This window comes from Coprococcus sp. BIOML-A2 (assembly GCF_009875795.1).
GTDB lineage: Bacteria > Bacillota > Clostridia > Lachnospirales > Lachnospiraceae > Coprococcus > Coprococcus aceti.
The window spans coordinates 322,039-347,788 of the sequence record NZ_WWSI01000005.1 but is presented as its reverse complement, the minus strand read 5'-3'; the positions used below and the strand labels follow the sequence as shown (position 1 = coordinate 347,788).

The window sequence follows — 25,750 nt, the reverse complement described above, 5'->3', positions numbered from 1 at the left end:
CCCTCAAGATAAGATATCCCATCTTCGGAGTAAGACCCCTTGAAGACTACAAGGTTGATAGGCTTCAGGTGTAAGTGTGGTAACGCACTCAGCTGAGAAGTACTAATAGGTCGAGGACTTATCCTTAGAGGTTTCTAAGAGATAAGCTTTGGAGATACGCAAGTGTGCATGATATCTGCAAGGTGCAGAATCTAAGGCATACACAGTAAAGAATAAAGTTTACTTTGAAACAGTCGTTGGTTGTTAGATGGGGTTAGGTTACTAGCTTTCTGTGTGAAATTCTGAAGGTACAAAATAAAAGTACCGAGAAAATTTAACGCTGCAACAGGTGTTAAATTTTTTCTGTATATAGGGGATTGGTCAAATGGTATGATAGGGGTCTCCAAAACCTTTGGTGGGAGTTCGATTCTCTCATCCCCTGCTAAAAAGCCTTGAAAACTCAGTGTTTCAAGGCTTTATTTATATTAGTGGGAAGGGGAATGGCAAACTATGAAAAAGGAGAATGAACCACATTAATATAAAGGCAGTTCAATATATTTTATAGTGACTTTGGTGGAAAAATATGTAAAATATTATAATATAAAGTAAAGAGAAGAAGGGATTAATATGTATTACAATGATGTGCTTGATCTGATAGGGAATACTCCGCTTATGTGTCTGAAAAAGTCGACAGGATACAATATATTTGCCAAGGCGGAATTCCTTAATCCTGGTGGAAGTATTAAAGACAGGATCGCAAAAAATATGCTGGAGGTTGCAGAGAGTGAGGGAAAACTCAAGCCGGGAATGACTATTATAGAGCCTACGAGCGGTAATACCGGAATAGGGCTTGCACTCTGTGGTGTTCAGAAAGGTTATAAAGTGGTAATTGTGATGCCGGAGAATATGAGTGAGGAGCGAAAGAAGGTTATCAGGGCATTTGGTGCTGAGCTGGTACTTACGGATCCGGTTCTAAGCATCGGTGGTGCTGTTGATAAGGCAAATGAGATAGCAGAATCTGATCCAGAGAAGTATTTCATGCCGCAGCAGTTTGTCAATCAGGCAAATCCAGATGCGCATTATCGCACAACAGCAGTAGAGATGTGTGAACAGCTTGGTCAGAAGATAGACATATATGTGTCTGGTGTTGGAAGTGGGGGTACTCTCCAAGGTATAGCTAAATATCTGTTGGAGAAAAATCCAGATACGAAGATTGTTGCCGTTGAGCCTAAGGGAGTGTCAGCGCTACATGGAGATGGCCCGGGAATCCATCAGATACAGGGAATAGGCGATGGATTTATACCGGATGTTCTGGATACATCACTGGTAACAGATGTGGTGGAAGTGGCGGATAAGGAGGCCATTGAGATGGCGAGACGACTTGCCAAAGAACAGGGACTCCTTGTAGGTACGTCATCCGGTGCAAATGTATGGGCGGCTATGAAGATGGCAGAAAAATATGGGAAAGATAAAATTATAGCCACTGTGATGGCGGACAGAGCTGAAAGATATTTCAGTGTAGGTTTATTATAAAATAGGAAATAAATTTATTTAGGGACATTTTCAAGAGATGCTATGTATGGTACAGTGGAAATGTCTCTATTTTATTGATTTAAATGTGTTATTTGAAAGAACGCAAAATATAAACCATGTAAGTATAAAGGAGCAAAAGAGATGGATATAAATGGGAAGATGACGGGAAAAAATGTGGCTAGCGAGGCACTTGCTGCATCGAGGGAATACGAAACTCAGAATGAAATAGATAAGAATGAGCGACCGTTGTTTCATGTGACTCCGCCTGTCGGTTGGATGAATGATCCGAATGGATTTTCTGTGTATAATGGTAAGGTGCATTTGTTTTACCAGTATCATCCGTACAGTACGGAATGGGGACCTATGCATTGGGGGCATCAGGTCAGTGTCGATTTGATAAGATGGGAGCAGCTTCCTGTGGCGATTGCACCTGATACGATATATGATGCCGAGGGCTGTTTCTCAGGTACGGCCATTGAAAAAGATGGAGAGCATGTCCTGATATATACCAGTGTTATGAAAAATCCCGACGGTGATGGGGTATTGCAGAACCAGAGCATAGCGGTTGGTGATGGCGTTACATATAAAAAAATACAGAATAACCCGGTGGTGACCGGAGATATGCTGCCGGAGGGATTGAGCAGAGCGGATTTTAGAGATCCGAAGGCATGGCTTGAGGATGGCAGATACTATATGGCTGCAGGCTGTGTGGATCAGGATAATAAGGGGCTTGTGGTACTACTTTCGAGCGCTGATATGGAAAGCTGGACATTTGAGAGTATCCTTGCACGGAATGAAGGTGATCTGGGCGGCATATGGGAATGCCCTGATTTCTTCAAATTAGACGATCATCATGTACTTCTCGTATCGCCTACGGGAATGAAAGCAGAGGGATATGAATTCCACAATGGAAATAATTCTATCTATTTTGTTGGAGAATTTGATAAAGGTGAGAAGAAATTTGACGGTGGAGAGCCATTATCACTTGATTATGGAACAGATTTCTACGCGCCTCAGACTACACTTTTGCCGGATGGCAGAAGGATAATGATAGCGTGGATGCAGTCGTGGCATAATCTGTGGATACCCGGTGGACAGAAGTGGCAGGGAATGATGACGATTCCGAGGGAGATATCTCTGAAAAATGGACGCTTGATACAGAAGCCAGTGAGAGAGATAGAGAAGTATCATGCTAATATGGTCAGGTACTCAGATGAAGTAGTGAGTGGACGGCGTAGTCTGGAAGGTATAAGTGGAAGAAGTCTGGATGTGACATTTGTAATCACTGGAAACAAATACAGCAGATTTACCGTGAATCTGGCAAAGGGAAGCGGATATTATACTCGATTTATATATGACAGAGAAAATAATATAATAGAGATGGATAGGACATTTGCAGGATTTGAGAAAGATGTGGTGTGTATCAGAAGAGCCTGCGTGAAATCAGCAGAATGTTACGGGGATGTCAAGGGAAAGGTTGATGAACAGCAGGAGGCTCAAGATAGTATAAAGCTCAGATTTATACTGGACAGGAATTCGATAGAACTGTTTGTAAATGATGGAGCTATGACAATGAGCACGGCGATATATACACCTATTGAAGCGGATGGAATAGAGCTGTTATGTGAGGGACAGGCAGTCGTGGATGTGGAGAAGTATGATATCATTTAACAAAAGATGATCTTGCTCAATTGTTTAGTTGTTGCACTGCCAGGCATCAGTCTGGCGGTTACCCAGGTTTCAGGTGCCTCCGTTCCAACATTGAGATGACAAGGAAAGTTGTCAAAAGTTATTGACAACTTTCCTTGTCATTTGTTATACTCCATTGTAAAAGGAATGACAACTATAGTTGTCATTTGGCATATATAATATATATATAGCTTGAATTTGGAATGGGATTTTAGTGGTAAGAATTAAAATGGAGTTATGAGGATATGAGGAAAAAGCAAGGTGTAAATAAAAAGGACAATCTAAGTGAAAATGGTATGGATAAAGGTAATAAGAAATCTACCTGTGAAACACTACAAGCTATGTTTGAGGGCATGATCGTCTCACAACCGGCGGACAAATTAAAGACACAGGTCAAGGGATATTCCGTGACAATGATCACAGAGAGAATGTTAAAGAAGAACAAGCTGGGGGATGTTATTGCTGAGATCTGTGATATGACTGAGCTTGATCGCGAAATCCGCCAAGGTCTGGAAAATGGACTCCCTGTGTATGGTTTCTTCAGAAACAAGCAGATGTGGAGCTGCTTTATCTTTGATAAAGAAGATATTGCCAGGAGTGAGTTGACGCCTGAACCTGAAAGTGGCAAGGATGTACTCAGTATATACAAGCTTAGAAAGTATTACATTCATCCTGAGGTGGAGGATCTGGCAGATGACATGATGGAGGTTGCCCACAGCAATGTGTATCAGAATGTGATAGATGTATTTGGAGATGGGAAGAGTGATGGATTCTTTTTGAGGGATAAAATATATGTGTGTAAGCGCGATAAAACCACTGGCGCACCACTTGGAATTATCATAGGTGTTGCACTTGGTATAGTGTATGGAATGCTGTTTGACAATTTGGCGCTTGGAATTTCCATTGGATTCTGTTTTGGAATAAGCTTTTCCATGATATGGGGAACATCCACACATAAGTATGCAGAGCATGGGCTGGCAGACAGAGCAGAAGCTGAAGATGCGGACAATGTAATAAAAGGATTGGGCTCTGATGGAGAGGACGGCATAAACAGATAATGGACCTGATTATGATGACAATACAGATTAACAAGCTGGAGGTGATATAGATGCCGCTGTACAACAGGCTGAAGGAATATCGGGCGAAGCTGGGAGTAAACCAGCAGGAGATGGGAGCGTTGGTGCAGACCTCGAGGCAGACGATAAGTCAGATAGAGAGGGGAGATTACAGTCCATCGGTGACTCTGGCACTCAAGATCGCAAAGGTGTGTGGTGCCAGTGTGGAGGATATCTTCCAATATGAGGAAGATGAGGAGTGACTTCTGACATATGGATAAGGTCGTGTTAATTCATAGAATGAAAAGAGGATATGAGATGAATGATACTGATAAAAAAGTGAACAAGAAAAGTAATCTGAAGATATATATAATATTTGCGATAATGATCCTGGTAAGTTTGCTTGGAGGGTTTCTGGCTGGAAGGCTTGCAGCGGTGAACAAGGATACACTGGATGGAATCAACTGGGATAATATATGGAGGATAGTGGCTGATACGCTGCCTATAGCATATGGAGTGCTCATGTTGGCGGTGTTCGTGGTGTCATTTGTCATGTATGGGAAGATAAAGAGGACGATCAGTGGCTGGGACGGAGAGAACGAGGATGTGATAGTGGATATAGAGAGTCGGATCACGACTGCCTCATATCTCCCGTGTGTCATCGTGTTCGTTGGACTTGTGTTGTTTCCGGTGTGTATATACGCTGTGGACAGGACGTACAGTGATGGGCGTGGCACATTCCTGACAGTGCTGTCCGAGCTCGTATTTCTGATATCTATGGCACTGTATTGTGTGGTTGAAAAGCTTGTCATCGATGAAGAGAAGAAGCTTAACCCGGAGAAAAGCGGAAATATATTCGATATGCATTTTCGCCGTGACTGGGAGAACACATCGGACGAGGCTGAGCTTATCATGATAGCCAAATCCTCCAAGAAGGGATTTATGACTGGAATTAAGGCAGGATTTGTCATGTGGATACTTACGTTTATGAGCATGTTTGCATTTGACACAGGAGTGATGCCAATAGTGGCTGTTGGACTTGTGTTGATTGTAATGTATGTGGCTTATTGCAGAGAGTTTGTGAGACTACAGAAATAAAATAAATATATGTGATATAATGGCGGATGGCTGTATGACAATTGCAGGGCATTCGCCTTTTATTGTATGACACGGTCCTGAGATTTTTCATTGCCATACATATATATAAATGACCAGAAGGCAGAAAAATATAAAAAAATAGAGATGTAGGAATAGAGCTGTACTATTTTGGACAATAATATCTATGCGATGGGATGAATTTTAATCGAAAGGAGTATTGCTATGATATTAAAGGAAAAAGAGAAAACAGTTATCCAGGATCTTCAGACACAGGAGAAGTCCTGTGTGGAGAAATATGGAAGATATGCGGAGCAGGCGAAGGATCCTGAGCTTAAGAATCTGTTCCAGACTATACAGAAGGAAGAGCAGAAGCACTATGATTCACTTACCCAGGTGCTTGACGGACAGGTTCCACAGTGTGACTGCAATGACAGCGATGGAAAAGATTATGAGCCAAAGCAGACATACAAGATGATGGACGATTCCGAGGATAAGAAGAATGATGAGTTCCTTGCAACAGACTGTATTGGAACAGAGAAGCTTGTGTCAGGCGAGTACAATGGAGAGATATTTGCATTTGGCGAGAGCGCGGTGAGAAAGCTTCTGGCGGATATACAGATCGAGGAGCAGAATCATGCGGAGATGCTCTACAAGTATAAGGTCGCAAATGGAATGGTGTAGGGAAAAGCTTACACAAGGGAGCATAAATTGTAAGGAGGATATGTATCACATGTGGTATATATCCTCTTTTTTGTTGCAATGATTCGTTAAAGCAGCTAGTGAAAACTCTTTGTTTTGAATTGAGGTTTTATGCGGGGATGTATTCACAAAACGGATGACAAAATGTAGAATGTTATTATACATTTTGGAAAAAGATAGCTAAATTTTAATAGGATGTATATAGGCAGGGATAACATTTTCAGAGAGGAGAATGTGACGTGAAAAGAAAATTTTACAGTGTACTGTATGTAGCAATATTTGCATTGCTGATGTCCGGGTGCAGTATGTCAGAAATTGCGGATGGCAGCAGGTCCGTGGTAAAGGGATATGAGAAGGAGACTGTAGAAGATACCTCAGAATCAGAGAATACCACAGCTGCGGAGAAAAAAGATAACACCGGCAACACGTCACCTGAAAGCAGTGCGGCAGCATCTGAGAATATTGCAGATCAGCAGGCTTCGAGCATGGAGATTGCTGATATTCCCATATATTCGGGAGAGGCATATTATGAGATAAATGGCAATGTGCCTTATTTCAGTGAGGATGAGATGGTGACGGAGGCATTTGAGAATTACAGCGACCTGGACTTTCTTGGAAGATGTGGAGTTGCCTATGCCAATATCTGTAAGGAGATTATGCCAACGGAGGAGCGCGGCGAGATAGGTATGATAAAGCCTTCAGGGTGGCATACAGTTAAATACAATGATCGTATAGACGGCAATTATCTGTATAATCGCTGCCATCTGATCGGATATCAGCTTGCCGGGGAGAATGCAAATGAAAAGAATCTGATAACTGGAACCAGATATCTGAATGTCACTGGCATGCTGCCATTTGAAAATGAGGTAGCTGATTATGTGGAAAGTACTGGAAATCATGTGCTTTACAGGGTTACACCTGTATACGATGGAGACAATCTGGTTGCGTCCGGAGTGCAGATGGAGGCGGAGTCCGTGGAGGATAAAGGCGCAGGAGTAAGTTTCAATGTGTATGTGTACAATGTACAGCCAGGCGTGATAATCGACTATGCTACAGGGGACAGCGAAGCGGATCCGGATTATGTGGTGCCGGGAGAGAATGCCAGCACTAAAGTATCAGAGGAAAAAGGAGATGATGACCAGACAGCAGAAGCTGGAATGATCGGAGAAACTCAGGATACGGAGTCAGATATTGGCAGTGATACATCGGAGATCCAGAAGGAGTCTGCGGATGAGGATACATACATAGTCAACACCAACACCGGTAAGTTTCATAAGCCATCATGCAGGAGTGTGAAACAGATGAAGGAAGCGAATAAATCTGAGAGAACGACCACAAGGGACGAGCTTATATCTGAGGGATATGAACCTTGTAAGAACTGCAATCCGTAGTTGGACTTTGCTTGGGATTCTGATACACTCAGAACAAATTACGAGAGAGCTTCATCGGATAGTGACCGCAGTTAAGAAAGATGGAGAGGTAGGTCTTGAGTATATGAAGAGTGTGGAGATAGAGAAAAGAATAAGACAAGAGAGCAGAGAAGAAGAGAGAAAAACTAATTAGACAATCACTTGATATCGTATTGTATATCAGGTGGTTGTTTTTATAAGGGTAAAGCGCATATTTTATCAAAAATTTGATATGGCTGAAAAAATATCAAAACAGCACTTGACAACAGGGGGATTATATATAAAATATAACAGTGCAATATAACACTGTTATATTTGCGCGTGTCTGATGGTTGGTATGGCACTTGCATTTGGAATCTGTTTCGGTCAGAAGCGAGGCATATTAAACGGGAGAGGAGTCTTTATGACAGAAAAAGCAGAGAACACAAGACAAAATATTTTGAAAACAGCACTGAATCATTTCCTTGAGTATGGATTTGCAGGGGCATCGCTCAGAAGCATTGTGAAAGATGCCGGACTTACAACAGGTGCATTCTATAAATATTATCCTACAAAGGAGGCACTTTTTGATGCACTGATAGATCCGTATGTGGATGAGCTGTATGGGATATATGACAGCGTGCTTGAGGAGTTCCAAAGTCTGCCTCCGGAGAAGCAGACAGAGAATATGGCAAGCGCATCCGGAAACGGAATGGATCAGATGGTTAATTATGTGTATGATCATTATGATAATTTCAAACTTTTACTGCGGTGCAGTGACAATGAGAAGTATGGAGATATGATACATAATCTGGTAGGCCGTGAGATGAGATCTTCAAAGCAGTATGTGGATGAGATGCACAGAGCCGGTATAAATGTGCCGGACATAAGCGACAGCCTTTGTCATATGATATATAGTGGCTTTTTTTCGGCGATATTCCAGATCATAGAACACGACATGGATCGTGAGACTGCGATAGAGAATGTCGGCAAGCTCAAGAAGTTCTACACCGGAGGCTGGGAGAGACTATGGAAGGTGCAGTTTCCGGAGTAGTCAGTAGGTATGCGGCAAGGTAAAATACCGAACCGCATAATTTTAAACTATGAGGTTAGGCGAAACTAATGCAAATAAGTGAAAACGAACAAGTTTTTGCTCAAGATATAAGGAGGAGAAAAAGTGGAAGAAAAAAAGAAATCAGCGGTGAGCTGGGTCCTCACATGGGCGGGGCAGAAGAAGTCATCCTATGTGTGGAGCGTCATTTTGGCGGTTATCAATGTAGTATTCAAGATAGTTCCGTATTTCATCATTGCGGACGTGGTCAGGATGTTCCTTGACGGGGATAAGGATCTCAGGGAATATATGGTGAAGGCTCTTATCATAGCGGGATCATTTATACTTGCAGAGCTTTGCCACAGCGTATCAACGGCATGTTCCCACAAGGCGACATTTACCGTGCTTGCAAATATCAGAAAGTCATGCTGTGACAAGCTTGCAAGGGTGCCGCTTGGATATGTGAAGGACACTCCATCGGGATCATTCAAGAACATCATGGTGGAGAGAATAGACAGCATAGAGACGACTCTGGCACATGTTGTGCCTGAGTTTACATCCAACCTGCTGGCGCCTATCATTGTCATCGTGTATTTTTTCATGGTTGACTGGAGACTGGCGTTGTTCTCATTTATCCCGATAGTCGTTGGATTTGCAACGTACATGGGCATGATGATCGATTTCCAGGAGAACTACAACAGGACAGTTGAGAAGACCAAGGCGCTGAACGACGCAGCAGTGGAGTACATAGATGGAATTGAGGTCATCAAGGCATTTGGCAAGACAGAGAGCTCATATACCAAGTTCACAAAGGCGGCAAAGGAGAACGCAGACTCGTATATCAACTGGATGAAGAAGTGCTCATTCTTCCAAGCAGCCATGTTCGTCATCACACCGTACACACTTGCAACGGTCCTTCCGATAGGTGCGCACTATGTGTCAAATGGTTCGCTCACCACAGCGGATTTCGTTGTGTGTATCATCCTCTCACTTGGAATAGTCGGTCCGCTGCTCACAATCGGTTCATACACCGATGATCTGGGCAAGCTGTCGACAGTCATCGGAGAGGTTACAGGAATCCTGGAGCAGCCTGAACTCGTAAGACCTGAGCACACAAAGGCACAGCCGAAGGACAATGGAATAAAGGTTACAGATATTACATTTGGCTATCACGACAAGGAGATACTCCACGGCGTGAGCATGGATATAAAGGCGGGAACGGTAAATGCGATAGTCGGTCCGTCGGGAAGCGGAAAGTCTACAATAGCCAAGCTGATAGCTTCACTGTGGGATGTGAACAGCGGAAGCATAGAGATCGGAGGCGTGGACATAAAGGATATCGCGCTGACGGATTTCAACGACAGGCTTGCGTATGTGTCACAGGATAATTACTTGTTCAACGAGACAGTCAGGGACAACATAAGACAGGGAAGACCGGATGCCACGGACGCCGAGGTCGAGGAGGTAGCCAGAAAGAGTGGTTGCTACGACTTCATCATGAACCTTGAGAACGGATTTGACACCGTGGTCGGCGGTGCAGGTGGACATTTGTCGGGCGGTGAGAGACAGAGGATATCCATCGCCAGGGCGATGCTGAAGGACGCGCCGATAGTTATACTGGATGAGGCAACAGCCTACACCGATCCGGAGAATGAGGCCATACTTCAGAGCTCTATCGCCAAGCTTGTGGCGGGTAAGACGCTGATAGTCATAGCCCACAGACTTTCCACCATCAAGGATGCGGATCAGATATTTGTGGTAAATGCAGGAAATGTGGAGGCTCACGGAACACATGAGGAGCTTCTTAGCAAATGCACACTTTACAGGGATATGTGGCAGGCGCACATCTCAGTCAAGGATACGGCAGGCGATGAAAAGGAGGGCGAGTAATATGTTTGGAGTATTAAAAAAGTTCTTCCTGTTCTCAGGTAAGGAAAATGGCCGCAAGTTCAAGCGTTCAATAGTGATAAGCCTGATAGATGCACTGGCATCGGCGCTGAAGATCCCGGCTATAATGTGTGTCCTCATGGGCGTTATAGAAGGAAAAGACCTTGGAAAATATATACTTGGTTCAATAGCCATCATGGCGGTATCGATCGTAGTTGGAATACTGTGCAAGATGTCGTCGACCGTGCTGCAGACAGAGGGCGGCTACACCACAGCGGCATTCAAGCGTATAGAGATGGCGGAGCACCTCAGATATGTGCCTATGGGATATTTCAATTCCAACAGCATAGGTGAGATCGCATCAGTAACGACAAATACCATGGAGAATCTGGGAGATGTGGCTACGAGAGTAGTCATGCTCACGACCCAGGGACTTCTCGAGACATCCATGATCATACTCATGATCCTGCTCTGCGACTGGAGGATCGCGCTGGTATCATTTGCAGGAGTTGCCATATTCCTTGTGATAAACACGGTGATGCAGAATGCCGGCAAGCAGGCATCTTCGGCGAAGATTGACTGTGACACTGAGCTCATAAACCAGATCATGGAGTACATACAGGGCATATCGGAGGTCAAGTCCTACAACCTCATCGGCAAGCAGACGAAGAGACTCAATGCGGCAAATGAAGCCTGCGTCAGGGCAAATGTAAAAATGGAGCTTGCCTATGTTCCATATCATTTCCTTCAGAGCGTTGTGACAAAACTCACCGGAGCTGCAATAATAGGTCTTTCGGCTTATTTCTATATAAATGGCAGCATGAGCGTTCTGTATGCTGTGGGTATGTCGATCGCGGCATTCATGCTCTACGGGGGCCTTGAGACCATGGGAACATTTTCATCACTGATACATGTGGTCAGTGTGTGCGTAGACAAGGCAAATGTAGTGCTCGGACTTGACACAATGGATATAGATGGAAAGGAACTCAATCCAGAAAATCACGATATAGAGGTTAAGAATATAGAGTTCTCTTACGACAAGAGAAAGATAATAGACGGAATCTCACTCACCATACCGGAGAAGACAACGACGGCGATCGTCGGACCATCTGGCGGTGGAAAGACAACCCTGTGCAATCTGATCGCCAGATTCTGGGATGTGGATTCGGGTGAGATAACCCTGGGCGGAACAAATGTTAAGGATTACAGCATGAACAGTCTCATGAACAACTTCTCATTTGTATTCCAGAATGTATATCTCTTTGCTGATACCATAGAGAACAACATCAAGTTCGGAAGGCCGGAGGCAACCCATGAAGAGGTTGTGGAGGCTGCAAAGAAGGCGTGCTGCCATGACTTCATCAGCAAGCTTCCTGACGGTTACAACACTGTGATCGGTGAGGGCGGTGCAACCCTCTCAGGCGGTGAGAAACAGAGAATATCCATAGCCCGCGCCATCATGAAGGATTCACCTATCATCATCCTTGACGAGGCGACTGCAAATGTCGATCCTGAGAACGAGAAGGAGCTTACTCTTGCAGTGGACGCTTTGACAAAGGAGAAGACGATCATCATGATCGCCCACAGACTCAAGACCGTAAGACATGCGGATCAGATAGTAGTGGTGGATCAGGGAAGAATAGCCCAGAAGGGAACCCACGAAGAACTCATGAAGCAGGACGGAATCTACAGAAGATTTGTGGATTCGAGAGAACTGGCAGTTAGCTGGAAGATATAAGTGAAATGTATCCTGTGAAACACAGAAGACAGGTGTCAGATAATCGACACCTGTCTTTTGCTTTGGGATATTAGTTATCAGTTCGCAGCCTACTCAAAATCGTCCTCATCATAATCGCAGTCGCAGTTACAGCCGCCATCGCTGCAGTTGCCGTTGTATGAGCCAAATGTCTGGCTCTTTCTAGGAGAGCAGAGCATTCCGAGCACAAGCCCTGTGAGGAATGTGCAGATAGCGAAAAGCACGGCCTCTCTTGTTGAGTAGTCTTTATCCTTTACGACAACAGTGAATTTGTTCCATCCGTCTTTGATAGTTTTCATTGGTTTCATTGAAATCCCTCCTGATCATATTATATTGATAAATCCTGAATCAGGGAAAATCCCCCATCTGTAATGAATTTCCCTGAACAGTTAATTACATGATACATCAACATCACACATCAGTCCACCCCTGGGCAGGAGACTTGAGAACAAAATGAGATTTGTGGAAGTCGATCAGCCCATCAGTCTTCATCCTGCCAAGTTCAGTAGACAGTCCACTGCGATCCACGGACAGAAAGTCAGCGAGCTGCTGTCTGGAAAATGGTATGTCAAATTCGTTGCTGCCATGTCTGTGCATCTCCGATGACAGGTAGGAGAGCAACTTATCCCTGGTTGTTTTCTGACTCATGTGCTTTGATTTTTCGCCGAGCCTCAGGTTCTTGCCGGCGAGATCACGCAGGAGATTTCTTATCATCTGATTATGTCTGCCACATGTTACCGGGCAGGTGGTGAGCATTTTTTGAACATTCAGAAACAATACAGAACTTGCAGCTTCAGCATATACGCTGACGTCGAGTACGGAGCCAGGGGTACAGGCATATGATTCCGCAAACGTGTGTCCGGGCAGGATGGCAGACATGACGCTTTGACCCCCCCAGTAATCCTCCTGGATGACTATCGCTTTGCCTGTAAGCAGCAATCCTATATATTCTGTTGTGTTGCCAGCCATGAGAATACACTCATTTTTTTGGTATTTTTTGATGATTGCACCCAGACAGTCCAGTATGGAGTCAACGTCGTCGGCGATAATACCAGAAAAAAGACTGGATTTCAATAATGTGTCCATGTATTTGTTCATATTACCTCTTAGTGGGGACGCTACTTTTGTCACAAGGATTGTCCCTAGAAAGTATAACATTTTTATGTTGAAAATTCAACATACACAAATGCTCTGACTGAATATAATGACGTTAAAAGCAGGAAAAAGATTGGAGGAAATATATATGATAAGAAGAGTTATACAGATAGACGAGGACAAGTGTAATGGATGTGGAGCCTGTGCAAATGCGTGCCATGAGGGTGCTATAGGCATGGTAAACGGCAAAGCAAAGCTGCTCAGAGACGATTATTGTGATGGACTTGGCGACTGCCTGCCGTCGTGTCCTACAGGAGCCATAACATTTGTGGAGAGAGAGGCGGCTGCGTATGATGAGGCGGCAGTCATGGCAAACAAACAGGCAAGACTCGATGCAGAAAAATCCAGAAATATGGTTGGCTCAGGAGTGATGCATGAAAAAAGTCCGGCACACTCCGGTTGCCCTGGTTCCATGGCGAGAAGCATATTCAGGAGACCGGCAGCAGCTTCAGGTGAAGCAGTACAGGCAAGCTCATATGAACAGGCAGCAGTAGAATGCGTACAGAATACAACTGATAAAACAGTCAATCAGCAGGCGGGTGACATATATAATTATGAGCGCCCGAGCCAGCTCACACAGTGGCCGGTGCAGATCAAACTTGCCCCGGTAAATGCGCCATACTTTGATGGTGCAAAGTTGCTTATAGCGGCGGACTGTACAGCCTATGCCTATGCATCGTTCCACGAGAAATTCATAAAGGGACATGTGACTCTGATCGGCTGTCCGAAACTTGACAGTGTCGATTATTCAGAGAAACTTACAGAGATTATCAGGCGAAATGACATACAAAGTGTTACAATAGTCCGTATGGAGGTTCCTTGTTGTGGAGGACTGGAGATGGCTGCGAAGAAGGCACTTCAGGACAGCGGCAAGTTTATCCCATGGCAGGTTGCAACAATATCAATAGATGGAAGAATTCTTGACTGACATTCTCTTCACAGCACCATGAAAGGTAAAGACAATGGAAGATAAAATAAGAATTACAACTGAGACAGGCAGTCGTCTGGTCGGTGCTCTGATAGGGCTGGTGAGAGCCACTGATGGGATGATGCATGTGACTGATGATACAAATAACATAATAATAGAAGGTTTGCTCATGTCTGATATTGCTCTTGGCATCTCTGATGCAGACATGAAGGCGATGATCGCAAGGGTGCATGCTGATAAGCATACAATTGTCCCTGACTGCAGTGTATGCGGTGCACCATGTGGCAGGACTGCAGATTATGACTGGGAGAGCGTGTACAGAGAAGAACGGACAGAGCACGAGGAAGGCAATAGAGATGGCAATGTGGCAGAGCCTTCTGTCATATCGGACGTGCGGATAGACATACTTTCCACACTTCAGAAGATATCCCACAGAGTGATCTCCGGGGAGATCAACGCAGATGGCGAGGTGAACTTCAGTGTGTGCAGGGCAGTATTTGCACTGGGGGAGAACTGGAGTGACGGCGAGCTTGAGAGAGTAGAGCGTGAGCTTGAAGATTTGTCAACCAACAACAGTATGTAACAATGGCACACAAAAATATAATACTTGAAAATAACAAGGCTTGGCGCATCACAGATGGAATAAAAGTGGTGCGCCTGTTAAAATTAATAAGAAAATACTTCATACTACAGGTATAAAGCCATTGCAAATACAATTATTCGGGAGTACAATAATCGGACGCATCAAATTAAATGATGAAAGAGATAATAACAGGAAAAGGTAACAAAAATGGGAAGTGCTGCTACGGGCTTTGTAAAAAATAATAAAAAGGTGACATGGAAAGAATTTGCCAGAATGCTGGCTGTGCTTGCTGTGCCTATTGCGATGCAGAATCTGCTGGCGACCACCGCTAGTATGGTTGATACCATCATGATAGGAAGTGAGGGCGAGATCGCCGTTGCGGCGGTTGGCGTGTGTGCACAGATAGGATCACTTTTGTTTTCAACATATTGGGGATTTGTCAGCTGCTCCCTTCTGTTCATGTCTCAATACTGGGGTGCCAAGGATCCAGAGGGAATGAACAAGGCATTTGGTCTGGCGATCATATGTGCGGGAATATTTGGAATAGCATTTGCGGTGGTGACTGTGGTTGCACCGGGGTGGATACTTGGAATATATACAGATAAAGTAGAGATCATAGCACTTGCGAAGCCATATATGAGAATAGTTGGATGGTCTTATCCGCTTCAGGTATTTGCCGCAATAATTACAGCACTCCTTAAGTCAACGGAGAGGGTGAAGGTGCCACTGGTATGCTCGGTCATCTCACTTTTACTCAACTTTTGTATAAATTTTGTGTTGATCTATGGTAAATTTGGTGCTCCCAAGATGGGAGTTGCTGGTGCGGCTATAGGTACACTGGTGTCTGGTATCGTGAACATAGCGCTGCTCATTCTGTATCTTGCAAAGAGCAGGCATGAGATAAAGTTCAGTGCGCGAAAGGCATTTGATATTGATATGGGATTTGTGAAGTCCTATGCGTCCAAGGCATTCCCGATCGTATGCAACGAGATCCTCTATGGCGTGGGCCAGATGATAATCAACGTTGTCATGGGACATCAGAGTGATTCCGCCATAGCCGCCATGGCTGCATTCCGTGTATGTGAAGGGTTTGTATATGCATTCTTTGGTGGTCTGGCAAATGCGTCCAGCGTTGCCGTGGGAAATGAAGTTGGCGCGGGTAATCTGGACAGGGGACTTTCCTATGCCAAGAGAGCTGCACTGGTATGTCCTGCCATCACATTCACAATTGTGCTCATCACGATGCTGCTGCACAATCCGCTGTTTGGATTGTTTGGACTCGGGGCTGAGGCGATGATGTACACAAAGTATATGCTTATAATATATCTGTTCTTCGGAGCAGTCAGAACATGCTGCTATATACAGAACGAGTGCTTCCGTGCAGGCGGTGAGGCCATCGTTGGAACAGTTATGGAGATCAGTGGACTGATGTTGTTTTCGGTCCCGGCTACATGGGTAGCAGGAATGGTGCTCAAGCTGCCATTCCTCGCAGTGTTCTCATTTGTTTACACGGATGAACTTCTGAGATTTGTCATACTGACACCGTACTTGTTAAAAGGAAGGTGGATCAAACCTATGACGGGACCTGGTCGCGCGGCACTTGATGAGTTCAGGGGCAGGATGAAGCGAAATAAGCATAGAGCGCGATAATCTATGGGGACGGAGAGGTCAGGTACCTCCGTCCCCTGTTTTGAAAAAGGAGAAAATAATATGCTGCAAATAAAAAATCTCACAAAGAGATATGGAGATAAGTTGGCGGTGGACAATCTAAGCCTACATATAATGCCGGGGGAGATATATGGTTTCATCGGACACAACGGGGCAGGTAAGACAACCACTATAAAAGCGTGTACAGGGATCCTGAATTTTGAGGAGGGAGATATCCTTATAGATGGTGTGTCCATAAAGGAAAAACCGCTGGAATGCAAGAAACAGATGGCATATATTCCTGACAATCCAGATATGTATGATTTTATGACCGGAATCGGATATTTGAATTTTATAGCAGATATATTTGACGTGCCGGAGGAAGTCAGGGACGAGCTCATAGACAAATATGCTGACGCATTTGAGATAAAAGACAACCTAGGACAGCTGATATCCGAGTATTCCCATGGTATGAAGCAGAAACTGGCAATCATATCAGCATGGATACATGAGCCGAAACTTGTCATCATGGATGAACCGTTTGTCGGACTCGATCCAAAGGCTTCCCATATACTCAAGCAGATGATGAGAAAAATGTGCGATGACGGAGGGGCGATATTCTTCTCCACACATGTATTGGAAGTCGCAGAAAAGCTGTGCGATAAAGTGGCGATCATAAAAGGCGGACGACTGGTGAAGGCGGGCATAATGGAGCAGGTGAAGGGAGACGAGTCACTTGAATCCGTGTTCCTTGATCTGGAGGGTGAGTCATGATAAGGATATTGATGAAGAAACAGCTTAAGATGCTGTTCAGTGGATTTTTCGTTGACCGGAAGACTGGAAAGTCCAGATCCAAAGGTGCTGTAGTTCTGGGTATCATCAGTTATGTGGCAGTGCTGCAGGGCTGTATGGGAGCCATGTTCGGAATGGAGGCATATTCGGTGTGTGAGCCGCTTTGTTCTGCGGGGCTTGATTGGATGTACATGGCGATGATGTCTATGATGGCGTTGACCATCGGTATATTAGGAAGTGTGTTCAATACATATGCGAGCTTGTATCAGGCAAAAGACAATGACCTGATGCTGTCACTGCCCATCCCGGTCAGGGCTATATTATTTGCAAGACTGTCAGGAGTGTACATCATGGGTGCGATGTTCGCCGTGACCGCCATGGTTCCCGGTATCATAGTATATGGAATAGTAGCCCATCCCGGTGTGTGGCCGGTCGTGTCATCTATTATAGTACTGGTTCTTCTGACATTTGTCATACTGGTGCTCTCATGTATACTTGGCTGGGTAGTGGGGAAGATAGGCAATAAGACCAGAAATAAGAGCTTTGTGACAGTTGTATTGTCACTGGCATTTATAGCCGCATATTATGCTGTATACATGAATGCAAATAAGCTGCTCTCAAAGATCCTGGCAAACAGCGGAGAATACAGTGCAAAGATAAAAGGTGCTGCATATCCGCTCTATTCAATTGGTCGTGCGGCTACAGGAGATGGATTGCAGCTGGCGTTTGTGGCAACAGGCACATTGATCATCTCTCTTGCAGTGTGGCTGGTACTTGAGAGAACATTCATCGGAATCGTGACGACAAAAGCCGGACATACAAAAAGGAAGAATATAATAAAAGCTGCAAAGGCGCAGAGCCAGGATGCAGCACTTCTTCAGAAAGAGTTCAAAAGACTGGCAGCATCTGCCGTATATATGCTCAACTGTTCCCTGGGGACATTGATAATGATCGCTATGGCAGTGGTTTGTCTTGTTAAAGGACAGTATGTAGTAGATATGATTACGAAAACTCCCGGACTACCGGATGGTGTACTTATAATTGGGGCGTGTATAGCCGTATGTGCCGCCGCGTCGATGAATGATCTGACTGCACCATCGATATCTCTGGAGGGAAAGAATCTTTGGATCGTGCGTTCGCTTCCAGTCACATCGTGGCAGATACTTAGGGCAAAACTGAGGATGCATGTGATACTTACCCTGATTCCGGCGCTGATCCTTGATATAGTGATGCTTGTTTTTGTGACACCATCACTTGTAGATGGCGTGATGATGTTACTGATACCATGTCTTTATGTGTGCCTGACTGCATACATAGGGCTTGCAGTCAATCTCAAGATGCCAAAGCTTGACTGGACGTCGGAAGCATCGGTCGTGAAGCAGAGCATGGGTGTACTTGTTGCTATTTTATCGAATTTTGTATATATTATTGTACTTGTGGTGGGATATTTGTTATTCGGAGGTTTTACCGGAGCGACAATGTATCTAGCAATAAGCACTGCATTGACGGCAGCCGCTGCAGTTTTGTTTAGGATATGGCTGAAGAGACGCGGGGTGCAGGTGTTTGAGGCACTTTAGCGGTATAAATTATAGATAGAAAGAAGTTTCAGGATTAAATATGGCAGAAATAAAGAACTCGGAATTAGATATGAGTAGTCAGCAGAAAGCTGAACTGGACAAAGAGAAAAGCAAAGAAGAGAAGAAAGAGGCAAAAAGAGCAAAAAGGCAGCACTACAGGGAACTGAATGAGCCGCCAAAGCTCACCGTTCTCGAGGAGGTGGGAAATGCTGTTACCCACGGAATAGGAGCAGGGCTTGCCATAGCCGGCTTTGTCCTTCTTCTCCTGAAGTCAGACACAGGACTCAAAGTGATGGCATCGTGTTTTTATGGAATATCACTGATATTGATGTTTCTCATGAGCTGTCTGTATCACTCATACAAATCCGGTCTGGCAGTCAAGCGGCTCTGGAGAAGATTTGACTATTCCTCGATATATCTGCTGATAGGCGGAACATTTGCTCCGCTGTACCTTGTGTACTGGGGAAATGTGCTTGGAATAGTGTTGTTCTGTGTGCAGTGGGCGCTCATAATAGCGGGGATCACCATCATATGTGTGTTCGGACCGGGCAGGTTCAGACCGATACACTATACGCTGTACTTCGTTATCGGATGGAGTGCTATCATGTTCATTCCGGGCTGGTTCAGAAATGACAAGCCGCTTCTGGGATGGATCGTGGGCGGTGGTATTGTCTATACGCTTGGCATGATTCCATTTGTGAAGGACACCAAGGGGGCGCACTTTATCTGGCATATCTTTGTGATGCTGGGGGCTGCGCTGCATTGGTTTGGGATGTACCTTTATGTGTATTGAGGACGGACGAAAAACTGCTCTCCAGACATAATAAGCCGTGTGCCTGTATTCTGAATCACACTAATCTTCCGTCACTTCAGCTTGCTTATATTTGCACTGCGCTCTGCGCACGATAAGGGCGTTTGTGCGCGCCGCTCCGGCAATAAGCGCTGAAGTTCAGTCGATTACGCTATCGATTCAGAATACAGGCACGCGGCTTATTATAATATCTGGAGAGCAGTTTTTCTGTTACCGATAGAAGTTTATTGCTTATATTGGATTCGATTTACGAGTAATTATATTTGCGGTTGATTGCAGCCATAAAGAATGGTATCTTTTAGTCAGATATAAACATGATGAGTAAATATTATAATACGAGGAGAAAATTCTATGGATAGAGTAGAGAAAATGTTTGGCAGAATGAAAGCTGGCAAGTTATATAAATGTGTGGACTGGGATCCAGAGGGGAAGGCGAAGGATCTGGTTGATAAGTTCAATGGTGCTCCGAGGTCTGAGACAATGACAAGAACCGGCGAGTATCTTGGAAAATTATTCGCACACATGGGAAAGGAGTGTTACATAGAGCCGCCATTTTACTGCGACTATGGAACAAATATACATGTGGGAGACTATTTCTATGCAAATACAGGGCTGATAGTCCTGGATCAGTGTGACGTCGTCATTGGAGATCATGCATTTCTGGGACCAAGGGTCAATATATATTGCGCAAGTCATCCGATAGATGCGATGATCAGAAATGCCGGTGTGGAGCTTGGCAAGCCGGTCACAATAGGCGATAATGTATGGATCGGCGGCAATACGGTCATCAATCCGGGTGTGACCATAGGTTCAAATGTTGTCATAGGCTCAGGGGCGGTTGTCACAAAGGATATTCCGGATGGTGTGATAGCTGCTGGAAATCCATGTAAAGTCATAAGACCGATAACAGAAAAAGATAAGCAATATTGGCTTGAACAGGTAAAGGAATTTGAGGCAGACACAGGCGAGCAGGTCCCTGGAGAGGACATATGGTAAATTACAGATTTACTTTCAGCTATGATGGCACACGTTATCACGGCTGGGAGAGCAAGACAAATGCGGATACAGTGGAGGGGCGAATAGAGGCGGTCCTCACCAGGATGGTCGACGCAAAGGTCGACATCCATGGTGCAGGCAGGACTGATGCGGGAGTACATGCCAGAGCCATGGTGGCGAACGGAAGGCTAGAAACAGATAAGACTCCGGAAGAGATAAAAGATTATCTGAACAGATATCTGCCTGCGGATATCTGCGCGCTTGATGTTGCTGTGGCCGGGGACAGGTTTCATGCAAGGTTGAATGCAACCGGTAAAGTCTACGAATACACGCTGTATGTAGGTGCTGAGAAACCTGTGTTTGACAGAAATTATGTGTGGTGTGTGCCGCAGGGCAGTATACTTGATGTGGATGTGATGAAAAAGGCTGCATCGTATCTTGTCGGAAAGCATGATTTCAGATCTTTTTGTGGCAACAATAAAATGAAGAAATCCACGGTCAGAACTATATACGATGTGGATATAGTCAAGGAGGGAGACTACGTCCGCATGAGATTCCATGGAAATGGATTTTTGCAGAACATGGTGAGGATACTGACCGGAACACTGGTAGAGGTTGGATATGGGAATATGAGTGCGGAGCATATTCCTGAGATCATAGCCGGGATGGACAGGCAGCTGGCGGGGCCTACGGCGCCTCCACATGGACTTTGCCTGATGAAGGTGGAATATGACTGAGTACAATTAAGAAAATGGGGTTAAAACAGATGATAAAGAAGCTTGGAACAAAGTACAGGATAAAATGTATTATTGGAGCAGTGATATTTGCAGCAATCGGAATCTCCGGTGTTGCTGCAGCAATGGGGGTAGATGAAGGATCGATATGGATAGGGCTTGGATCCGCGATGTTCCTAGCATTTGCGGCATGGTTTGTATCCCTGGCAATAAGGCAGAGCAACATAAGAGACGTACTGGATTACTGCAAGAAGAAGCCAAATCCTGAATATGAGATGGAGAGGATAGAGCAGTTTTACAGATCAGGTGCTGCAGTGAATGGCCTCAGATTAAATAACGAGTTCTTCATGTATATCAAGGGTGACACGGTGAATTTTGCCGAGACCAGGGAGCTTATGTGGGTATATAAGCTCATAACCCAGAACAAAGTGTACGGAATTAAGGCGGGTAAGTCTTACCAGATCGAGGTCAGGCTGAATGATGGCAGCGGAATGGCGCTTCCGATGAGGAAGGAGAAGGACTGTGATGACACCCTTGCATACATAGAAAGCATGGTTCCATACATAATAATAGGATACAACGATGAGATAAATAAGATATATAACCACAATCAGAAGGAACTGGAGAAAATGGTGGATGAGAGAAGACACCAGTACTTCCAGCAGGTTCCAATGAGATAGATAATGGCATGAGGTATATCTGTACAAAAAGGATGGTGGCATATGGGTATGGCGGATATTGACAGGCACAGCGGAATGGAGAAGCTGCGGGATATGCCTCAGGGAAGTCCGGAGGATGTGAAAATGCTCGGCCTGTTCATGGATGTGGGAGCCATGATGATCCGGAATGGCTCGGAGGTGAAGAGAGTGGAGGATACACTCAGACGAATGGGAGCTGCTTATGGAGCAGAGCGTATGGACGTATTTGCTATTACATCCACTCTGGTATGTACCATGAACATGCCGGATGGATCGGTGTGCTCCATGACCAGAGGAACCAGGGATGGGACAAAGACGGACTTCTGGAAGCTGGAGCGGATAAATGCCCTGAGCAGAGAGTATTGCAGACAGCCACTAGCCACTGAGGGCCTGAAAGAACGAATTGAAGAGATAGAGCAGGCATCAGCGCCGAGATTCCGGGTGTGCGTGGGAAGCGTGCTGGCGGCGGGAGCGCTTGCGGTATTCTTCGGCGGAACCATACTTGATGGAGCTATGGCGGCGGCATTTGCTGTGGGGATATGGCTGATGCAGATGTATTTCGCCCCGATATGTACCAACAACATACTGTTTAATTTCCTGTGCTCATTTGCCACGGGTGTATTGATAGGACTGGCGGGGCACGTGCTTCCAATACATGAGGACAAGGTCATGATAGGAGATATAATGCTGCTGATCCCGGGACTTGCGCTGACAAATGCAGTGAAGGACATGTTTGTCGGTGATACGATAACTGGAAGCCTGAGACTGGTTGAGTCAGTGCTGTGGGCGGCAGGCATAGCCTGCGGATTTGCATTGGCGGTATTTATCTGCAGATAACAACAGGAGGAATGGCAAATGGCGGTACAGATAATCACTGCGCTTCTGGGATCACTGGGATTTGCGCTTATGTTCAATCTTGGCAGGCGGAATGTGATACCGGCGGCGGTCAATGGAATGTGCACATGGATAGTATACATTCTGGTCAGAAATATCATAGATGACGTATTTATCCCATCTCTTGCGGCAAGCCTGTGGGCTGCCATATATGCTGAGATAGCGGCAAGGATCATGAAAGCACCAGCAAATCAGTATCTCATAGTCGGACTTATCCCGCTTCTGCCGGGGGCTCCGCTCTATTACACACTGAGCGCGGCATTTGATTCAGACTGGAAGGCCGCAAGCGCATATGGCAATTCCACAATGCTGTTCGTGCTTGGGATTGCGGTGGGAATAAGTGCAGTCTGTGGATGTGATGACATAATAAGGAGGCTTAAGAACAAAAAGGCGGAAAGCTTGAGTAAACACATATAAGGTGTTATGATACAGGTTAAGTGTTATATTAAGGAGATCGAGGGTTATGCTTGAGAAGTATGGAAAAAAGCTGTTTATATTGCTTGGATGTGATGTAGTATATTTTATATTGTGGGTTATACCGGCCATAAGGATACCTGCTTCATCTGCGATTTTTACCGGACTTGGGCTTATGACCATGACGGCACTCAGCTTTGTTGAGGTTGAGGATGATACATTTGACAGGGTGACAGGTGATGAGAAGTGGTTTAAGATAGCCTTTCTGGTGGGAGCGGCACTCACGCTTGTGGGAATCATACTCCTGCTGATGTTTTTCAAATTCTAAATATAATGTGGATTACAGATCCCTTCCGTATGATTAGGTACATCATACGGAAGGGATTTTTTCGTCTTAAGAATATCTTAAAGTTCCCGGCAATTGTTTCTTAATGTACACCCATTTTACAATACATTATGAGCAGAGACATTTCTGAAGTTTAATGTGAAGGGAGGCAGAAAATGTCAGGAAATTCGTGGCGGAAAACTGCGCTGGTCATGTCTGTACTTGCCGTATGTGGCATGTGTGGCTGTGAGAACAGGTCGAGCGGTGATGAGGACAGGACAGAATACATATATGGTGATTCCATTGAGGAGGATCATGGCGCATACGATAATATAGTGCAGCTTGTGTACATAAACGCAGTGGATGGAAGCTGTGTAGATATAATTGAGACTGCAAAATGTCTTGAGACATGGTACGGAACAGACCCGGAGACTGGGGCAGGAACAAAAACCATATCAAAATAAATGTGCTGATATGGTCAGGTGAAATGTCTAATATATGAATATTTGCGAAATGACAAGGAGGAAGATAATCATGGGAAAGAGAGCGACAAGAATAGCGGCATGTGTGCTGGCAGGAGTGATGGCGATGCAGATGACAGGATGTGGAAATAAAAAGGTTGATTATACATTGGATGGAGAGTCGGGTTCGGCAAGTGGATACAGTGATGATGGCAGTAACGATGCGGGTGGCAGCCTTGCAAAGAGTCTGGGAATCCCGGAGAAGTGTGATGAGACATTTGATGTGGGCAATTCGGGCTTGTCAGAGATAAGCTGTTCCGGTTCGATAGATATTCCTGATACGGATTCCATGAAGAGGGTATATTACAGCACTATGAAGCTTGATGCTGCACAGATACAGAGCATTGTCGAGGGACTCCTGGACAAGTCCCAGGGCATATATATCCGCAAGGATGGAGTGCAGACCAAGGATGAGCTGAAGAGTATGATAGAGAGTACAGAGAAGTTTAAGAAGGAGGCTCAGGGGCAGGGGGATGATTCGTCGGATGCCTGGTATGATACCCAGATAGAGACATACAAGAAGCAGATGGCAGATGCACCGGATTCACTTCCTTTGCTGGAGAATTATGATGATCCGTATTCATCGTATACAGGCAAATATGGAGACAAGGAATATACGGTGAGTATATCACAGTATGGCGGTGAGGATGACAATACAGACGCAGGTGTGTATATATCATTTTACAAATCCGAGAGTGAGGAAAACAAGCTTTTGGATGGTGTGAGCGGCGCAACATACACCTATGTGACGGGCATCAGTAATGCCACAGACATAGATCTGACCAATGTCACAAATGAGAGCAAACTCACGGAGAACGATGCCGTATCCCAAGCGATGAATTTCCTCTCAAAGATGGGGATAGACGGTATGGAGAGTACAAAGACAGAGCCGCTTGCCAGAATATGGTCGGATGACAATGGCGAGGTAAAGCAGACCAAGGTGAGTGGATACTCGGTAACGCTCAGCAGGTCTATATACGGAGCAAAGGAGAGAGAGGGCGAATTAAATAACGTTGACAATCTCCAGACACAGAATGGCTATATGTTTGAGCCTGGTGACAGTGTAACATTAAATATTGATGATGATGGAGTTGTAGATATGTTTGCCCAGCTTTACACAGATCCTTCATCCCTGCAGGCGGAGGATGTGGAACTCATGAGCTGGAACGACATGATCGCAAAGGCAAATGAGGGCATTGCAACATATTATGAGAAATACCAGACCAGATATGGCAAGGTTCAGTTCAACAACGTGGCACTCAGATACATGGCGACAGCAGATGACGATGGAAAGCTCTGCTACATTCCTGCATGGATATTTACACAGAGCGAGGAGCTTCGGGGACAGGACACGGTAGGGGAGATATCCCAGATTATATGTATAAATGCAATTGACGGAAGCTGCATTGACATAGTGGATAATGCCAAGAAGATGAAGTTGTGGGAGACGTATTAAACGGATTATTACATCTAAATCTATCAAAAATTACATTTGCATTAATTATCACAAATTAGGGTATATAATATGTTTTAGTGTCAG

Annotated in this window: 26 protein-coding genes, 1 tRNA gene and 1 rRNA gene; 26 read left to right on the top strand and 2 right to left on the bottom strand. The window is 44.9% G+C overall.

Going from position 1 to position 25,750, the window contains the following annotated elements; genetic code table 11:
* The 12 genes from GT575_RS12305 to GT575_RS12250 form a co-directional block, all read left to right on the top strand.
* Window positions 1-126, top strand: a 23S ribosomal RNA gene (locus GT575_RS12305); the annotation flags it as partial.
* Between the two features lie 224 nt (window positions 127-350).
* Window positions 351-421: transfer RNA gene (locus tag GT575_RS12300), tRNA-Trp, on the top strand.
* 185 nt (window positions 422-606) lie between these two features.
* Window positions 607-1,512, top strand: a complete 906-nt coding sequence (gene cysK, locus GT575_RS12295; protein ID WP_161172120.1) for a cysteine synthase A — start codon at window positions 607-609, stop codon at window positions 1,510-1,512.
* A 141-nt stretch (window positions 1,513-1,653) separates the two neighbouring features.
* Entirely contained in the window at window positions 1,654-3,183 is a 1,530-nt protein-coding gene (locus tag GT575_RS12290; RefSeq protein WP_161172119.1) for a glycoside hydrolase family 32 protein, read from the top strand.
* A 263-nt stretch (window positions 3,184-3,446) separates the two neighbouring features.
* The gene (locus tag GT575_RS12285) at window positions 3,447-4,259 is read left to right on the top strand and encodes a hypothetical protein (protein WP_238051774.1); all 813 of its coding nucleotides are present in this window, start codon (window positions 3,447-3,449) and stop codon (window positions 4,257-4,259) included.
* Between the two features lie 50 nt (window positions 4,260-4,309).
* Window positions 4,310-4,519, top strand: a complete 210-nt coding sequence (locus GT575_RS12280; RefSeq protein ID WP_055222898.1) for a helix-turn-helix transcriptional regulator — start codon at window positions 4,310-4,312, stop codon at window positions 4,517-4,519.
* A gap of 55 nt (window positions 4,520-4,574) precedes the next feature.
* A complete protein-coding gene (locus GT575_RS12275; protein WP_055222901.1) occupies window positions 4,575-5,354 on the top strand; it encodes a DUF3169 family protein in 780 nt (259 codons plus the stop codon).
* Between the two features lie 222 nt (window positions 5,355-5,576).
* Entirely contained in the window at window positions 5,577-6,035 is a 459-nt protein-coding gene (locus GT575_RS12270; protein ID WP_055147620.1) for a ferritin-like domain-containing protein, read from the top strand.
* Between the two features lie 257 nt (window positions 6,036-6,292).
* Window positions 6,293-7,444 carry a DNA/RNA non-specific endonuclease gene (locus GT575_RS12265; protein WP_055222903.1) on the top strand — a complete coding sequence of 384 codons (1,152 nt, stop codon included), beginning with the start codon at window positions 6,293-6,295 and terminating at the stop codon, window positions 7,442-7,444.
* Window positions 7,445-7,865: 421 nt separating this feature from the next.
* The gene (locus GT575_RS12260) at window positions 7,866-8,495 is read left to right on the top strand and encodes a TetR/AcrR family transcriptional regulator (RefSeq protein ID WP_022216873.1); all 630 of its coding nucleotides are present in this window, start codon (window positions 7,866-7,868) and stop codon (window positions 8,493-8,495) included.
* Window positions 8,496-8,618: 123 nt separating this feature from the next.
* Window positions 8,619-10,382, top strand: coding sequence for an ABC transporter ATP-binding protein (locus GT575_RS12255; protein WP_161172118.1), 1,764 nt, complete (start codon window positions 8,619-8,621; stop codon window positions 10,380-10,382).
* 1 nt (window position 10,383) lies between these two features.
* Complete coding sequence (locus GT575_RS12250; RefSeq protein WP_161172117.1) at window positions 10,384-12,117, top strand: ABC transporter ATP-binding protein; 1,734 nt, start codon at window positions 10,384-10,386, stop codon at window positions 12,115-12,117.
* Window positions 12,118-12,206: 89 nt separating this feature from the next.
* Here GT575_RS12250 and GT575_RS12245 read toward each other — a convergent pair whose 3' ends face one another.
* Together GT575_RS12245 and GT575_RS12240 are read right to left on the bottom strand one after the other, a co-directional pair.
* Complete coding sequence (locus GT575_RS12245) at window positions 12,207-12,443, bottom strand: hypothetical protein (RefSeq protein WP_015533578.1); 237 nt, start codon at window positions 12,441-12,443, stop codon at window positions 12,207-12,209.
* A 103-nt stretch (window positions 12,444-12,546) separates the two neighbouring features.
* Window positions 12,547-13,233, bottom strand: a complete 687-nt coding sequence (locus GT575_RS12240) for a Crp/Fnr family transcriptional regulator (protein ID WP_161172116.1) — start codon at window positions 13,231-13,233, stop codon at window positions 12,547-12,549.
* A gap of 145 nt (window positions 13,234-13,378) precedes the next feature.
* Between GT575_RS12240 and GT575_RS12235 the strand changes: the two genes are divergently transcribed.
* From GT575_RS12235 to GT575_RS12170, 14 genes are all read left to right on the top strand, one after another.
* Window positions 13,379-14,218: an ATP-binding protein gene (locus tag GT575_RS12235; RefSeq protein ID WP_015533580.1), complete on the top strand. Its 840-nt coding sequence runs from the start codon at window positions 13,379-13,381 to the stop codon at window positions 14,216-14,218.
* Window positions 14,219-14,252: 34 nt separating this feature from the next.
* On the top strand, window positions 14,253-14,801 hold the full coding sequence (locus GT575_RS12230) for a hypothetical protein (RefSeq protein ID WP_161172115.1): 549 nt from the start codon (window positions 14,253-14,255) through the stop codon (window positions 14,799-14,801).
* Between the two features lie 207 nt (window positions 14,802-15,008).
* Window positions 15,009-16,451: an MATE family efflux transporter gene (locus GT575_RS12225; protein WP_015533582.1), complete on the top strand. Its 1,443-nt coding sequence runs from the start codon at window positions 15,009-15,011 to the stop codon at window positions 16,449-16,451.
* A 60-nt stretch (window positions 16,452-16,511) separates the two neighbouring features.
* Window positions 16,512-17,222, top strand: a complete 711-nt coding sequence (locus tag GT575_RS12220) for an ABC transporter ATP-binding protein (protein WP_015533583.1) — start codon at window positions 16,512-16,514, stop codon at window positions 17,220-17,222.
* On the top strand, window positions 17,219-18,817 hold the full coding sequence (locus GT575_RS12215; RefSeq protein WP_055222916.1) for a putative ABC transporter permease subunit: 1,599 nt from the start codon (window positions 17,219-17,221) through the stop codon (window positions 18,815-18,817). The genes GT575_RS12220 and GT575_RS12215 overlap by 4 nt, the downstream gene beginning before the upstream one ends.
* A 40-nt stretch (window positions 18,818-18,857) precedes the next feature.
* Window positions 18,858-19,610, top strand: coding sequence for a PAQR family membrane homeostasis protein TrhA (gene trhA / locus GT575_RS12210; RefSeq protein WP_161172114.1), 753 nt, complete (start codon window positions 18,858-18,860; stop codon window positions 19,608-19,610).
* A gap of 369 nt (window positions 19,611-19,979) precedes the next feature.
* On the top strand, window positions 19,980-20,624 hold the full coding sequence (locus GT575_RS12205; RefSeq protein ID WP_015533586.1) for a sugar O-acetyltransferase: 645 nt from the start codon (window positions 19,980-19,982) through the stop codon (window positions 20,622-20,624).
* On the top strand, window positions 20,618-21,361 hold the full coding sequence (truA, locus tag GT575_RS12200) for a tRNA pseudouridine(38-40) synthase TruA (RefSeq protein WP_118017129.1): 744 nt from the start codon (window positions 20,618-20,620) through the stop codon (window positions 21,359-21,361). Before GT575_RS12205 ends, truA begins: the two co-directional genes overlap by 7 nt.
* Before the next feature lie 29 nt (window positions 21,362-21,390).
* Entirely contained in the window at window positions 21,391-22,038 is a 648-nt protein-coding gene (locus GT575_RS12195; protein WP_055280425.1) for a DUF6709 family protein, read from the top strand.
* A gap of 42 nt (window positions 22,039-22,080) precedes the next feature.
* On the top strand, window positions 22,081-22,893 hold the full coding sequence (locus GT575_RS12190) for a threonine/serine exporter family protein (protein ID WP_161172113.1): 813 nt from the start codon (window positions 22,081-22,083) through the stop codon (window positions 22,891-22,893).
* A gap of 18 nt (window positions 22,894-22,911) precedes the next feature.
* The gene (locus GT575_RS12185; protein ID WP_161172112.1) at window positions 22,912-23,367 is read left to right on the top strand and encodes a threonine/serine exporter family protein; all 456 of its coding nucleotides are present in this window, start codon (window positions 22,912-22,914) and stop codon (window positions 23,365-23,367) included.
* Between the two features lie 46 nt (window positions 23,368-23,413).
* Complete coding sequence (locus GT575_RS12180; protein ID WP_015533590.1) at window positions 23,414-23,692, top strand: hypothetical protein; 279 nt, start codon at window positions 23,414-23,416, stop codon at window positions 23,690-23,692.
* A gap of 173 nt (window positions 23,693-23,865) precedes the next feature.
* Window positions 23,866-24,153 (top strand): hypothetical protein, encoded by a 288-nt coding sequence (locus tag GT575_RS12175; protein ID WP_015533591.1) that lies wholly within the window; start codon window positions 23,866-23,868, stop codon window positions 24,151-24,153.
* A gap of 70 nt (window positions 24,154-24,223) precedes the next feature.
* Entirely contained in the window at window positions 24,224-25,666 is a 1,443-nt protein-coding gene (locus GT575_RS12170; protein WP_161172111.1) for a DUF6034 family protein, read from the top strand.
* The last annotated feature ends 84 nt before the right edge of the window (window positions 25,667-25,750 follow it).